The organism is Azospirillum sp. UENF 211521 (assembly GCF_058780535.1).
Genome location: NZ_JBSNCF010000002.1, coordinates 849,664 through 863,536, shown reverse-complemented (window position 1 = coordinate 863,536; position 13,873 = coordinate 849,664). Strand labels below are relative to the sequence as shown.

At 69.5% G+C, this 13,873-nt stretch carries 13 protein-coding genes; 10 read left to right on the top strand and 3 right to left on the bottom strand.

The genetic code is table 11. The features are described from left to right. Positions 1-45 precede the first annotated feature (45 nt). On the top strand, positions 46-807 hold the full coding sequence (locus ACWPN5_RS20650; protein WP_145680757.1) for a DUF6969 family protein: 762 nt from the start codon (positions 46-48) through the stop codon (positions 805-807). A 155-nt stretch (positions 808-962) separates the two neighbouring features. Here ACWPN5_RS20650 and rpoH read toward each other — a convergent pair whose 3' ends face one another. Next, positions 963-1,862 (bottom strand): RNA polymerase sigma factor RpoH, encoded by a 900-nt coding sequence (rpoH, locus tag ACWPN5_RS20645; RefSeq protein WP_040134236.1) that lies wholly within the window; start codon positions 1,860-1,862, stop codon positions 963-965. Positions 1,863-2,162: 300 nt separating this feature from the next. Here rpoH and ACWPN5_RS20640 point away from each other — a divergent pair, with 300 nt between their 5' ends. The 4 genes from ACWPN5_RS20640 (at position 2,163) to pseG (ending at position 6,434) form a co-directional block, all read left to right on the top strand. Continuing rightward, entirely contained in the window at positions 2,163-3,572 is a 1,410-nt protein-coding gene (locus ACWPN5_RS20640; RefSeq protein ID WP_492297146.1) for a cytochrome ubiquinol oxidase subunit I, read from the top strand. Between the two features lie 5 nt (positions 3,573-3,577). Then, on the top strand, positions 3,578-4,585 hold the full coding sequence (gene cydB / locus ACWPN5_RS20635; protein ID WP_492297144.1) for a cytochrome d ubiquinol oxidase subunit II: 1,008 nt from the start codon (positions 3,578-3,580) through the stop codon (positions 4,583-4,585). 71 nt (positions 4,586-4,656) lie between these two features. Further along, the gene (locus ACWPN5_RS20630) at positions 4,657-5,331 is read left to right on the top strand and encodes a hypothetical protein (RefSeq protein WP_492297142.1); all 675 of its coding nucleotides are present in this window, start codon (positions 4,657-4,659) and stop codon (positions 5,329-5,331) included. Positions 5,332-5,348: 17 nt separating this feature from the next. Next, entirely contained in the window at positions 5,349-6,434 is a 1,086-nt protein-coding gene (pseG, locus tag ACWPN5_RS20625; protein WP_492297141.1) for a UDP-2,4-diacetamido-2,4,6-trideoxy-beta-L-altropyranose hydrolase, read from the top strand. 117 nt (positions 6,435-6,551) lie between these two features. Here the strand turns inward: pseG and ACWPN5_RS20620 are convergent, their stop codons facing one another. Together ACWPN5_RS20620 and ACWPN5_RS20615 are read right to left on the bottom strand one after the other, a co-directional pair. After that, complete coding sequence (locus ACWPN5_RS20620) at positions 6,552-7,322, bottom strand: SDR family NAD(P)-dependent oxidoreductase (protein ID WP_200478257.1); 771 nt, start codon at positions 7,320-7,322, stop codon at positions 6,552-6,554. 11 nt (positions 7,323-7,333) lie between these two features. Further along, complete coding sequence (locus tag ACWPN5_RS20615) at positions 7,334-8,416, bottom strand: 3-oxoacyl-ACP synthase III family protein (protein WP_492297139.1); 1,083 nt, start codon at positions 8,414-8,416, stop codon at positions 7,334-7,336. A gap of 118 nt (positions 8,417-8,534) precedes the next feature. On the opposite strand from ACWPN5_RS20615, the gene ACWPN5_RS20610 reads away from it, so the two are divergent. The 5 genes from ACWPN5_RS20610 (at position 8,535) to ACWPN5_RS20590 (ending at position 13,834) form a co-directional block, all read left to right on the top strand. After that, complete coding sequence (locus ACWPN5_RS20610) at positions 8,535-9,662, top strand: aromatic ring-hydroxylating oxygenase subunit alpha (protein ID WP_145680750.1); 1,128 nt, start codon at positions 8,535-8,537, stop codon at positions 9,660-9,662. Then, positions 9,659-10,417, top strand: coding sequence for an SDR family NAD(P)-dependent oxidoreductase (locus tag ACWPN5_RS20605; protein WP_145680749.1), 759 nt, complete (start codon positions 9,659-9,661; stop codon positions 10,415-10,417). The genes ACWPN5_RS20610 and ACWPN5_RS20605 overlap by 4 nt, the downstream gene beginning before the upstream one ends. Before the next feature lie 29 nt (positions 10,418-10,446). After that, on the top strand, positions 10,447-10,998 hold the full coding sequence (locus ACWPN5_RS20600) for a GNAT family N-acetyltransferase (protein ID WP_145672236.1): 552 nt from the start codon (positions 10,447-10,449) through the stop codon (positions 10,996-10,998). Between the two features lie 164 nt (positions 10,999-11,162). After that, complete coding sequence (locus ACWPN5_RS20595; RefSeq protein ID WP_247874697.1) at positions 11,163-11,870, top strand: sugar phosphate nucleotidyltransferase; 708 nt, start codon at positions 11,163-11,165, stop codon at positions 11,868-11,870. 14 nt (positions 11,871-11,884) lie between these two features. Further along, complete coding sequence (locus tag ACWPN5_RS20590; protein ID WP_492297137.1) at positions 11,885-13,834, top strand: tetratricopeptide repeat protein; 1,950 nt, start codon at positions 11,885-11,887, stop codon at positions 13,832-13,834. The last annotated feature ends 39 nt before the right edge of the window (positions 13,835-13,873 follow it).

Here is a 13,873-nt window from a genome sequence, read left to right as displayed (position 1 = left end):
AATAGGGATGTGGGACGGGCAGGGGCTGACGGGGCAGAGCATCCGATGATGGAGCTTTCGGAGCTTTCGCGCGACGAATTGCAGGCGATGTCGGAGGCAGCGCGGGAGGTCCGGCTGTGCCAGCGGGTGCTCGCCAAGACCGGCGACACGGTGGTGGGGGAGCTGTTGCGCGGGCACGGCACGCTCTACGAATGGCGCCACTACCCGCCGGGCGACGTCTACGACGCCGAATATCACGCCCAGTATTATTACCACTGCCACCCCGAAGACGAGCGGCCCGATGGCGAGCACGGGCACTTCCACACCTTCCTGCGCCCGCTCGGCATGCCGCCGGGCATGGTGCCGCTGCCGCTGCGGGACTACGAGGAGCCGGACAACCCCAACGACGCGCTGTCCCATCTGGTGGGGATCGCCATGGACGTGGCGGGGCAGCCGGTCCGCCTGTTCACGACGAACCGCTGGGTGACCGGCGAGACTTGGTACGCGGCGGACGACGTGATCCGCATGCTCGACAGCTTCACGGTGGACCACGCCCGGCCGTCCTGGCCGGCGAACCGCTGGATCACCGCGATGATGCGGCTGTTCCGGCCGCAGATTCTCAGCCTGCTGGAGGAGCGCGACCGCACGGTCGCCGCTTGGAGCGACCGCCATCCCGACGGCTGGGTCTACGAGGACCGCTCGCTGGAGGTGACGTCGCAGATCTTGATTTCGGTGGAGGAGCAGATCGCGACGGTGGAGCACGCGCTGCGCGGCGTGCGGCGGCGGACCTCCGTGCTGCCGGAGCCGCCGCGCTTCGTTACGCCTTGATAAAATTCCCTCTCCCGCCCCGGGAGAGGGAAGGGGCCCACGCATCAGCGTGGGAAGGGTGAGGGTGCCTGCAATGGGCCAGCGCCTTGATCCTTGCGCGACCCTCACCCGGCGCCTCCAGCGCCACCCTCTCCCGGGACGGGAGAGGGCTTTTTTTACACCGGCAGCAGCGCCTTGCCCGTGGTGCCCGGCACCTGCCGGGCCTGGGCCATCACCGCCTTCTGAACCTTCTCGAAGGCGCGCACCTCAAGCTGGCGCACGCGCTCACGCGAGACGTGGAAGTGCTGGCTCAGCTCCTCCAGGGTCAGCGGCTCGTCGCGCAGGCGGCGGGCCACCAGGATCTGCCGCTCGCGGTCGTCGAGAACGCCCAGCCCCAGCTTGAGGAATTGCTGGCGGCGCTTGCGCTCCTGCGCGCCGGCCAGGATCGCCTCCTGGTCGGGGCCCTCGTCGGCCAGCAGGTCCAGCCATTCGCTGTCACCATCCTCGGCCAGGGTGGCATTGAGCGAGCGGTCGGTGCCCAGCCGGCGGTTCATCTCGATCACGTCGGCCTGGGAGACGTCCAGCGTCGTCGCGATGCTCTCCACCGCTTCCGGAGACAGGTCGCCGCCGAAGGTGCCGTTCTCGGCGTCCTGCAACTGCGCCTTCAGCCGGCGCAGGCTGAAGAACAGCTTCTTCTGGGCCGCCGTGGTGCCGATCTTCACCAGCGACCAGTTGTGCAGCACATATTCCTGGATCGCCGCGCGGATCCACCAGGACGCGTAGGTGGCGAAGCGGAATCCCTTGTCGGGGTCGAACTTCTGCGCCGCCTGCATGACGCCGACGTTGCCCTCGGCGATCAGGTCGGACAGCGGCAGGCCGTAGCCCTGATAGCCGCGGGCCATTTTGAAAACGAGCCGGAGGTGGCTGCCGATCAGCTTGTCGAGGGCGCGCCGGTCCTGCCGCTCCCGCCAGCGGATGGCGAGGTCGCGTTCCTGCTCGGGGGTGAGGTAGTCGTACTTGCGGGTTTCTTTTAGAAAGAGGGTGAGGGGTTCGCCAGAAACTGCCAGTTCCGTCAAAGAGCTTCTCCTGATTCCGGCATCCTCGGGAAACACCCTGCAATGGACCGATGCCCCCTGGCCCGGCTGGCCGGCGGGGCCATCGGAGCGGGGTTGAGATCGGCTGTGGCCCAGGGCCGGCCGTGACTGTGTGGATGTCGGCAAGAGCTTAGAAATAAGAGGTCGCGACGGCGGTTCAAGGGGTGGGGGGAAAGAAAGTATCCGCAGCCGGAAAATGGGAACTCCCCGGGACAGGCCGCGTTGGGGGTCGGTTGGGCCGCCTGGAATCGGCCCTGTGAGCGTCAATGGAGGACCGCGGCCATGGACCTCGATCCGCTGCTTCTGTCACGAATCCAGTTCGCTTTCGTGATTTCTTTTCACATTCTTTTCCCATCTTTTACGGTGGGGCTCGCCTGCTGGATCGCCGTTCTGGAGGCGCGTTGGCTGATCTCCGGCAAGGCGCTGTACCGCAGCCTGTCGGAATTCTGGACGCGGATCTTCGCCATTTCCTTCGGCATGGGCGTGGTCTCGGGAATCGTGATGACCTACCAGTTCGGCACGAACTGGAGCCGCTGGTCCGACATCGTCGGCAACGTTCTGGGTCCGCTGATCCAGTACGAGGTGGTGACCGCCTTCTTCCTGGAGGCCGCCTTCCTCGGCATCCTCCTGTTCGGGCGGGACCGCGTGCCGCGGGGCATCCATTTCCTGGCGGCGGTTCTGGTGGCGACCGGCACGGTGCTGTCCTCTTTCTGGATTCTGTCGGCGAACAGCTGGATGCACACCCCGGCGGGGGCGGAACTGCGCGACGGGCGGTTCTTCGTCACCGACTGGTGGGCGGTGGTGTTCAACCCCTCCTTCCCCTACCGGCTGGCCCACATGCTGACCGCGATGTTCCTGACCACCGGGTTCCTGGTGGCCGGCATCAGCGCCTTTTACCTGCTGCGCAACCGCTTCCTGGAGCACGCGCGGGTCGGCCTCAGCATGTCGCTGGCGCTCATTACCATCCTGGCGCCCTTGCAGATCTTCCTCGGCGACCTGCACGGGCTGAACACGCTGGAGCACCAGCCGGCCAAGATCGCCGCGATGGAAGGCCATTGGGAGGGTGGGGCGCGGGCGCCGCTGATCCTGTTCGCCATCCCCGACAACGAGGCGGAGACCAACCACGCCGAAATCGCCATTCCCGCCCTGTCGAGCCTGATCCTGACCCACGAGTGGGACGGGGTGGTTCCCGGCCTGAAGAACTTCCCGGTGACGGACCGCCCCAACCCGGAAATCCTGTTCTGGACCTTCCGCATCATGGTGGGGATCGGCATGATCATGCTGGCGGTGGCGCTGATCCATCTGGTGCAGCGGGTGCGCGGAAAGCTCTACAGCCCGCACTGGTTCCACAAGCTCCTGGTCGGCTGCATGCCGCTGGGCTTCATCGCCATCCTGGCCGGCTGGTTCACCACCGAGATCGGGCGCCAGCCCTGGGTGGTCTACGGCATGATCCGCACGGCGGACGCGGTGACCCCGGCGCTGACCGGCGGCGCGGTGCTGACCTCGCTGATCGTCTTCATGGTGGTCTACACGATCATTTACGGGGCCGGGACCTATTACCTGTTCCGGCTGCTGACCATCGGCCCGGCGCGGCTGAACGACGAGGATCTGGAGGTCCCGGCGGTGGCGCAGGGCCACCAGCCGAAGCGGCCCCTGTCGGTGCCCGGCGAATCCATCGAACCCGCGGAGTGACGCCCATGGAAGGCAGCCTGCTGACCCTCGCCTGGGTCGCCATCGTCGGTTTCGCCGTCTTCATGTATGTGCTGATGGACGGCTTCGACCTCGGCATCGGCATCCTCTACCCCTTCGCCCCCAGCGAGGAGGCGCGGGACGTCATGATGAACTCGGTGGCGCCGGTCTGGGACTTCAACGAGACGTGGCTGATCCTCGGCGGGGCGGGGCTGTTCGCGGCCTTTCCCATCGCCTACGCCGTCGTCCTGCCGGCCATGTATCTGCCGCTTCTGCTGATGCTGATCGCGCTGGTCTTCCGCGGCGTCGCCTTCGAGTTCCGCTTCAAGGCGCGGAGCAGCCGCCATCTGTGGAACAAGGCCTTCTTCCTGAGCTCGCTGCTCGCCACCTTCGCGCAGGGGGTGGTTCTCGGCTCCTTCATCCAGGGGATTGAGGTGGAGGGGCGCAACTTCGCCGGGACCATGCTGGACTGGCTGACCCCCTTCAGCCTGTTCTGCGGCGTGGCGCTGATCGCCGGCTACGCGCTGCTGGGGAGCACTTGGCTGATCTGGCGGACCATCGGCATTCTGCAGGACTGGTGCTTCCGCGTGGCGCGGCGGCTGCTCATCGTGGTGCTGGTTCTGGTCGCGGCGGTCAGCCTGTGGACGCCCTTCCTGGACGCCTCCATCGCCGCGCGCTGGTTCTCGGTTCCCAACATCCTGCTGCTGTCGCCGGTGCCTCTGATGGTCGGCTTCCTCGCCTTCGGCCTGTGGCGGGCGTTGGACGAGGGGCGGGAGGTGCTGCCCTTCGCTTTTGCCATGGGGCTGTTCGCCCTGTCTTATCTGGGGCTGGCGATCAGCCTCTGGCCGGTGCTGATCCCGCCGGGAATCACCATCTGGCAGGCGGCGGCCCCGCCGGAGACCCAGGTCTTCCTGCTGATCGGCATGGCCTTCCTGATTCCGACGATCCTGATCTACACCGCCTACAGCTATTGGGTTTTCCGCGGCAAGGTGACGGGCGCCATCGGTTATCATTGATGGCGGCTGCCATTGAGCCGGAGCCTGCCCCTGGCGTACAACAGCCGACCCCTTCCGACGGAGACCGCGCCATGACCCCAGACACCGCCCCGGACATCAGCTTCGCCGAGGTGATGCTGCGCAAGGGCGCGGAACTGCTGCAGAGCACGGTGCCCGAGGACGCGGCCGAGGAGGCGGTGAACATCATGGCGCGCCGTCTCGCCATCGCCGCGACGATGGACGCGCCGCTGGTCGTCCACGCCGAGGGCGGCGGGCGGCCGGAGATGTTCGAGGAGGCGATGCGGCTGGCCGGAGTGTCCGCCGGGGAGCGCGCCGCCGCCCTGGCCGAGGCCCGGCAGGCCGAGCGCGCCGTGGTGTTCGAGTTCGACGGCACCGGCCCGCTGACCGGCAACCGCGTGGTCGCCGCGGTGATCCGCCCGGAGGACCGGCCGGACCTTCTGGAGGCCTACATCGCCATCGGGCGCCTGCGCGACGGGACCGCCCAGGTGACCGTCGCCCCGGCGACCCTGCGCCTCGACGCCCGCGCGCTGGCGGAGACGCTGGCGCTGATCGGTCCGGCGGCGCAGCACAGCCTCAACGCCGCCAACGCCGCCATGGCCCACGCGGCGAACATCACGGCTTTGCCGGGGCATGAGCTGGACAGCATGCCGGGCGCCCTCATCGCGCTCTATTGGCACGCCTTCTGCCTGTCCTCGGCCCGCACGCGGCTGCGCCCCACCGGGCCGAACGCGCCGACCTTGCACTGAACGCCGGGAGACGGCCCGTGAGGGTGCTGTTCCGCTCCGACGCCGGGGCGTCCATCGGGGCCGGGCATGTCATGCGCTGCCTCGCGGTGGCGGAAGCCGTGCAGGAACTGGGCGGCGATGCGCTGTTCGTGGTGGCGAGCCTGCCATCGGCTTTGGACGAGCGTCTGCGCGCGGCCGGCATGGCGGTTCACCGGATCGACGCAGAGGCCGGCAGCGCCGCGGACCTCGCCGCGACGCGTGCCATCGCGGCGGAAGCCGGAACCGCGGTGGTCGTGCTGGACGGTTATGGATTCTCCGAAGGTTGGCGGGCCGGGCTGGCCGAGGCGGGGCTGCCCATCCTGGCCTTCGACGACGCCGGAACGGGGGAGCCGATCCACGCCGGGCTGATCGTCAACGCCGCGCCGGACGCCGCGTCGCTGCCCTACCGCAAAGGCAATCCCGACGCCCGGCTGCTGCTCGGCCCCGCCCACGCGCCGCTGCGGCGGGAGGTGCGGGAGGCCGCGGCGGCGGCCAAGCCGCCGCTGGAGGAACGCCACAGCCTGCTGGTCACATTCGGCGGCTCCGACCCGTTGGGGCTGACGGCTCCGGTGATCGAACGCCTCGCCCCCCGCCTGCCACCCGGCGTTTGGCTGGACGTGGCGATCGGCGGGGCGGTGCGCGACGCGGCTGCGGTGGAGGCTGCAGCGGGGCGTTTCAAAGACAGCGTGCGGCTGCACCGCGATACGCCGCGCATGGGGCAGTTGATGGCGCAGGCCGGGCTGGCCGTCTCGGCGGCGGGCACCACGACGGGGGAACTTGCGGCCATCGGCACGCCTGCCGTGCTCGTCACCATCGCCGACAACCAGTTGGAGGCCGCCCGCCAATCGGAGGCTCTGGGCTGGTGTGCCCTGGTGCCCGGACAGACCGAGGGTGCTCCGGAGCGGATCGCGGACGTCGCGCTGGAGCTGTGGGCGGATCCGGCGCGGCGGCGGACCATGGCGGGCAAGCTGGCGGGGATCGTCGATGGCCAAGGCGCCTTGCGCATCGCACGTGCGCTGGCGGAGGCCATCATGAACTCCGGCGCTCCCATTAACCCTCTCCCCCCTGGGGAGAGGGGAGGGTGAGGGGGATGCGCTTTTGCCGGACGTGCCGCCACGGGCATCCCCCTCACCCTCCCCACGCCTGCGGCGCGGGTCCCCTCCCTCTCCCCGGAGGGGCGAGGGCGATGACAGTCGGCGCACTTACCCCGCGGTGAAGCCGCCGTCCACGGGCAGCACCGTTCCCGTCACCCAGCGTCCGCTGTCGGCCAGCAGATAGGCCACGGCATCGGCCACGTCCTGCGGCGCGCCGTAGCCCAGCGGGTGGGCGGCGGCGAGCGCGGCGTTCTGCTCCGCCGGCAGCATGGCGAACTGCTTCTCCGCCTTGGCGCCCAGCACCACCGCCGGGGCCACCACATTGACGCGGATGCGCTTGTCGGCCAGTTCCAGCGCCAAGGACTGCGCGACCGAGACCAGCGCCGCCTTGCTCGCGGCGTAGAGCGAGCGGCCCTTCTGACCCTTCAGCCCGGCGACCGACCCGACATAGACGATCGACCCGCCGCCCGGCGCGACGACGCCCTTCTGGTGGAAGGCGCGGGCCAGCATCAGCGACGCCCCGACGTTCAGCGTGAAATAGCGGTCGAACTGCGCCCGGTTGACCTGCCGCAGCACGGAGTAGCCCTGCTCCGACGCGGAATGGACCAGCCCGGCAAAGGGACCGCCCGACTCCGCCAGCCCCTTCATCCAGCCGGGAATGGCGTCGAGGTCGGTCAGGTCGAAGGGAGCGACGCTGTGCCGCTCCGGCCCGTCCAGCAGGGCGCGGGTGGCCTCCAGAGCGTCGGCGCGCCGGCCGACCAGCGTCAGCGCGGCACCCAGCCCGGCCAGCGTCCGGCAGATCTCCCGACCGATGTCGCTGTCGGCGGAGGCCCCGGTCACCAGCAGGCGCCGTCCCGTGAGGTCGAGCGGGTTGCGCATGGTCCGGCGGCTCAGGGGGTCAGCAGGGGGAAATCGTCGGGGATTTCCTGCACCTCCGGCGCGGGGATCGGCCCGACGTCGGCGACCACGGCGCCCCAGGACCAGCCGACGCCGAAGCCGGCCAGCAGCATCTTGTGCGTGCCGGTGGACAGCGCCTCGCCAAGCCGGTGGCTGACCGCCAGCGGGATGGAGGCGGAGCTGGTGTTGCCGAAATCGTGCATGTCGACGAGGAATTTTTCCGGCGGGAACTTGGTCTTCTTGCGCAGATGCTCCAGCATGAAGGCGTTGGCCTGGTGCATCACGCAGAGGTCGATGTCCTCGACCCCGACCCCGGCGAACTCCAGCGTCTCGCGGATCAGCGGCGGCACGGCGCGCAGCGTGAAGGCGAAGACCTCCGCCCCGTTCAGCGACAGGCGCGAGTCGGTGAACATCTGTTCCTGTTTGTCCGCCGGCCAGGGCTCGCGGCCCGGCACCAGCGAGTTGCGGCGGCCACCGGCCTTGACCCAGATGTTCTTGGCCCCGCCGCCATCGGTGCCGACGACGACGTGGATCGGCGTCGCCCCCTGGCTGACCTCCAGCGCCACGGCCCCGCCCGCGTCGCCGAACAGCGGCAGGGTGGAGCGGTCGCCCGGCACGAGGTGGCGCGAGCTGGTGTCGCCGCACAGCACGATGGCCCGCCGGCCCGTCGACCCGCCAAGCAGGCGCCCGGCCATCCACAGCCCGTAGACGAAGCCGGAGCAGCCCAGATTGACGTCGAAGCAGGCCGCCCCCGTCGCCAGCCCCAGCCGCTTCTGCATGACGCAGGAGGTCGCCGGCACGTTGTAGTCCGGGTCCTGCGACACGAAGACCAGCACGTCGACGCTGGCCGGGTCCCAGCCGAGCTGGGCGAGCAGCCCTTCCGCCGCCGCCACGCACATGTCCGACGCGCAGATGTGCGGTGCGGCGATGCGCCGCTCGTATACGCCGGTGGTGGCGAGCAGCTTCTCCGCCTCCTCCGCCGTGAAGAGGGAGTGGTCCTCCAGGAAGGAATGGCGGTGCGGCGGAACGGCGGCCCGGAAACCCGCGATGCGCACGCCCTCGATGATGGCCTTCACCGGATGCTCCCTCCCTCCGCCGCCCTTCCGTCCGTCCTGGACTTGGGCGAATTCGGAGACTATTAACCGAAAGAACGCTAGGGTCGAGTGATTAACGAACCGATAAATGGGATCAGCCATGGATGACCGGGTTCAGGTGAAACAGCTCGCGTACCCTCCGGACTCCGTTATCCCGCCCCAGCGATATTCCGGTGATGCGACTTTTGCCGAAGAAGTCGACAAAATCTTCCGGCGGTCATGGATGTTCGTTGGGTTTGCCAATGATCTGACGAACGACAACGATTTCATCACCGCGGACATCGCCGGAACGTCGGTGCTGGTCCAGAACTTCGACGGCGAACTGCGGGCCTTTCATAACGTCTGCACCCACCGCTACGCGCAAATCCACTTGCGGCCCTGCGGCAACGGCAAGCCGGTCTGCCCGTATCATGGCTGGATCTTCAACCGCGACGGCGTGCCGGTCGGCATTCCCGGCAACCGCGAGCATTTCGGATTCGACGACGCGGACAAGAAGCGTCTCGCCCTGCCGCGTTTCGAGGTGGCGGTGCGGGGCCGTTTCGTCTTCGTCCGGCTGGAGCCGGGCGGACCCGGACTGGACGAGCAGCTTGGCGCCTATGGGGCGATTCTCGACCATCTGTCGGCGATGTTCACCGATCGGATCGACGAGGACGTGCTTCCTTGGCAGGCGAACTGGAAGGCGGCGCTGGAAAGCGCGCTGGAGGTCTATCACGTCGATGCGACCCACCCGGAAACCTTCAAGAAGTTCGCCAAGAAGGTTTGGATCTGTTCCTATGAAGGGGAGCATTCGCGCGGCACGACCCATCTGTCGGACACCTCCGCGCGCTGGTGGGACGGCGTGATCGAGCGGCTGGGGCTGCCGCGCAGCGAGACGCTGCGGAACTACGATCATTTCATGATCTTCCCCAATCTCGCCATCGGCGTCACTCACGGCGCGCTGATGAGCGTGCAGACCTACGATCCCGTCGGACCGGAGCGCAGCAACCTGCATTTCCGGCTGTTCCTTGGTCAAACGTCGAAGCCGAAGAGCATCGGCGGCCCGACGCGCAAGGCGGTGGAAGCCAACGTTTGCGGGTTCAACCGCCAGGTTCTCGATGAGGACCGGATCGTCGCCGAATCCGCTCATCGCGGGCTGAAGCAGGTGCGTGTTCCCGCGGCCCTCGGCGCCTGCGAAGAGCGCATCGCGGCCTTCCACCGGGCGTGGTTCGCCCGCATGGCCGACGAATGACGCCGCTGGGCGATCTTTCCGGGCGCCATGTGCTGGTGACCGGCGCGTCGTCGGGGATCGGGCGGGCCACGGCGGCCACTGCCGCGAGCCTCGGCGCGCGGGTCACCCTCAACGGGCGGGACGAGGGGCGGCTTTCCGAAACCTTGGCCCGGCTGGATGGTCACGGGCATCGGATCGCGGCCTTCGACCTGTCGGACGTCGATTCCATTCCGGGATGGGTGAAGCTTCAGGCGGCGGAGGCCGGTCCCATCGACGGGTTGGCGCATTGCGCGGGCGTTCAGATCGGCAAGCCGGTGCGCAGCGTCGATCAGGCTTTCTTCGACACGATCCTGCACGCCAACCTTCTGAGCGCCCTGGCACTGGCCCGTGGCCTGCGTCAAAAGGGCTGCCATGCCGATCGGGCGGCGCTGGTCCTCGTGTCCTCCGTCGCCGCGGAGATCGGGCAGCCGGGCAACGTGGTCTATTCGGCGGCCAAGGGCGGGCTGGTCTCGGCCACCCGCGGGCTCGCCATGGAGTTCCTGCGCGACGGCATCCGGGTCAACTGCGTCGCCCCGGCGATGGTCGAGACGGAAATGATGGAACGGTTCCGCCAGACCACGACGGCGGAGCAGTTCGAGGCCATCCGCGCCGCCCACCCCATGGGTTTCGGCAAGCCGGAGGACGTGGCGTCGGCCATCGCCTTCCTGCTGTCGGACGCCGCCCGCTGGATCAACGGGGTGACGCTGCCGGTGGACGGCGGCTATTTGGCGAAGTGACACCACGCGAGCGCAAGGGGTAGGTCTTCATGTTTCGATTCCGCCGTCCAACGGCCGACGACGCCGAGATGCTTCTGCGCTGGCGCACCGAGCCGTCGATCACCCGTTTCATGTTCACCGATCTGGAGAACCCGGACGTGGACCGGCAGCGGGCGTGGCTGGCCGCGATCGAGGCGCGCCGGGACTTCCGCCATTTCATCATCGAGCATGAGGGGCGCCCCATCGGCTATCTCTCCTATTCGGATATCGACTGGGTGCATCTGCGCTGCTCCTCCGGTTCCTACATCGCGGAGGAGAAGGACCGCCGGAAGCTCGCTGGCTTTTTGCACAATTTCATCATGGATTATTGCTATTACGGCATGGGGATGAACAAGATCGTCAATTATTTCATGGAAGGGAACGACACGGTCATCCGCATCCAACGCGTGCTGAAAACACGTGAGGTCGGCGTGCTGCGGCAACATGTCCACAAATATGGCCGTTTTCACGACGTCTATGTCTTTGAAACGCTGCGCAGCGAGTGGGAGGGGCATATACGTCTCTTCCCGCGCGAAACCACGCTGGCCGCCTTCGCGGAATAGGCCAAGCGGCGGGGGGCTTACGTTGGGCGGTCGGCCGGGAAAGTTCGCCGTCACCCCCACCGAATGTTTGACCAATCCACCGCCGACGCGGTATGCGGCGGGGGTGGGGGCGGCGCCGAGGCGCCGGGAGCATGAGGGGAAGCACGGTGCGGCCTGAGGAAGCCTTGACGGACATCGACGTCACGCTGCTTGCCGGTGGTCTCGGCTCGCGCATGCGGGGCGTCTCGGGCGACACGCCCAAGGTGCTGGCTCCCATCGCGGGCCGCGCCTTTCTCGGACATCTGCTGGACCATCTGGCGGCCTACGGCGCGCGTCGGGTGGTGCTGTGCCTGGGCCATCTGGCCGACCGGGTGACGGCCTGGCTGGCCCAGGGGGACACCAACCGGTCGCTGGACGTCGTCTGCCAGATCGAGCCGAGCCAGATGGGCTCCGCCGCGGCGCTCGCCTACATCCGCAAGGACCTGAAGGCCGGCACCGTCCTGGTGATGAGCGGCGACACCTTCCTCGACGCCGACCTGCGCGCCTTCGTCGCCTCGCACCGCCTGTCGGGGGCGGAGGCGTCGGTGCTGTGCGTGGAGGTGGAGGACGCCGCCCGCTTCGGCCGGGTCGAGGTCGGGCCGGACAGCCGGGTCCGCCAGTTCCTCGACAAGGCGCCGGGGCGCGGCGTCATCAACGCCGGGGTGTATCTGTTCTCCGCGGCCTTCCTCGACCGCCTCGCCGCCTCCGGGGCCAGCTCGCTGACCCGCGACGTGCTGCACAAGATGCCGCCGGGGACCCTGCACGGCCACATCGCCAAGGCCCGCTTCATCGACATGGGCACGCCGGAGAGTCTGGCGGTCGCCGCCAGCGTGATCGGCGGCCGCGAGACCTGAGCGGAGCGGGCGCCGTGGCGACGCTGGACGAGGCGCTGGCCATCGCGCTCGACCTCCACACCGCCGGGCGGACGGAGGAGGCGGAAACCCTCTACGGGCGCATCCTCGACGCCGTTCCGGACGAACCGAACGCCCTTCACCTCTACGGGCTTCTCTGTGCCCAGAGCGGCCGGCTGGAGCAGGCGGCCGATCTGCTGGGCCAAGCGGTGGCGCTGCGCCCCGGCCAAACCGAGTACCGTGCCAACCTCGCGGCGTTGCATCAGGCCCGCGGCAACCCCGCGGCCGCCGCGGAGGAATACCGGACCGCCCTGCGGCTTTGCCCCGATTCGGCGGCGCTCGCCTTCCCGCTGGCGGGCGCAGCGCGTCAGGCGGGGGATGGCGGGCTCGCACTGGCGGCCTACCGCCGCACCACCCTCATCCAGCCCGACCTTGCCGAGCCGATGGCCCAGGCCGGAATCCTGCTGCGCTACGCGGGACGGACCAGCGAGGCGGCGTCGGCCCTGCGCCGCGCCGTCCGGCTGCGCCCCGGCCATGGCGAGGCGTGGCACCATCTCGGTGTGGCGCTCCAGCGGACCAGGGAGCCGGACGCGGCGGCGGCGTTGGCGCAGGCTGCGGCCCTGCTGCCGGAGGACGCGACGGTCCGGCTCAATCTCGGCCGTGCCCATTACGACGCGGGGCGTTGGGAGGCCGCCATTGCGGCCCTGCGCGGCGCGTTGGCGCTCGACCCGGCGAACGACGGCGCGCTGGAGCTTCTCGCCGCCGCACGGCGCCGGGCGGGCGGGGAGGAGCCCCCGGTGAGGGCGCTGCGCCGTTCCCTGCGGCTGCGTCCGGACTCGGCGAACGGCTGGCACGCGCTCTCCCTGTCCGAGCCCGGCGCCCTGGAATCGCTCCGCCGCGCGCTGGTCCTCCGGCCGGATCACCGCAGCGCGCTGAGCGGGCTGGCGAACCGTCTGCGGGACCGGCGGGCGATCGCGGCGTCGCTGCGCCTGCACGACCGGGCCGTCCGCCTTGAGCCGTCGAGCGCCGAGGCGCGCTGGAACCGCGCGTTGGCGCGGCTGCTCGCCGGCGACCTGATCGGAGGGTGGGAGGATTACGAGGCGCGCTGGGGCGTGGCCGATTTCCCGACCAAGCCGCGCGGCCTGCCGCAGCCGCGGTGGAGCGGCGAGGACATCGCCGGACAGACCATCCTGCTGCACGAGGAGCAAGGCCGCGGTGACGCCATCCAGTTCGTCCGCTACGCCCCCCTGGTCGCCGCCCGCGGTGCCCGCGTGCTGCTGGAGACCGGCGCCGATCTGGTGCCGCTGTTCCGTGGTCTGCCGGGGGTGGAGCGGGTCGTCGCGCGCGGTGAGCCCTTGCCGGCATTCGACTGGCAGTGCCCGCTGCTCAGCCTGCCGCGGGCCTTCGCCACCCGGCTGGAAACCATCCCCGCCGCCGTGCCCTACCTGACCGCCGACCCGGCGCGCGTCGCGGCGTGGCGGGAACGGCTGGCCGGCGGGGGGCTCACGGTCGGGCTGGTCTGGGCCGGCAACCCGCAATTCGCCGGGGACCGCGAGCGGTCGCCGGGGCTGGCGGCGCTGGCCCCGCTGCTGGAGGTGCCGGGCTGCCGCTTCTTCGGGCTGCAACTCGGCCCCGGCCACGACGAGCTGGCGGGGCGGGCGATGCCGGCCTCCTTCACCGATCTGGCGCCGGAGATCAGCGACTTCGCCGACACCGCGGCGATCATGGCGTCGCTCGATCTGGTGGTGTCCTCCTGCACCGCTCCCGCCCATCTGGCCGGAGCGTTGGGGGTGCCGGTGTGGGTGCTGCTGTCCCACGCGCCGGACTGGCGCTGGCTGCTCGACCGCGCCGACAGCCCCTGGTACCCGACCGCCCGCCTGTTCCGCCAGCCCCGGCCCGGCGATTGGGCCGCGGTGGCCGCGGAGGCCGCGGCGGCGCTGGCGGAGCAAACCGCCGCGCATTCTTGAAACCTTAACCACGTCGGGGCTATCAGGAGGCGAGGCGCA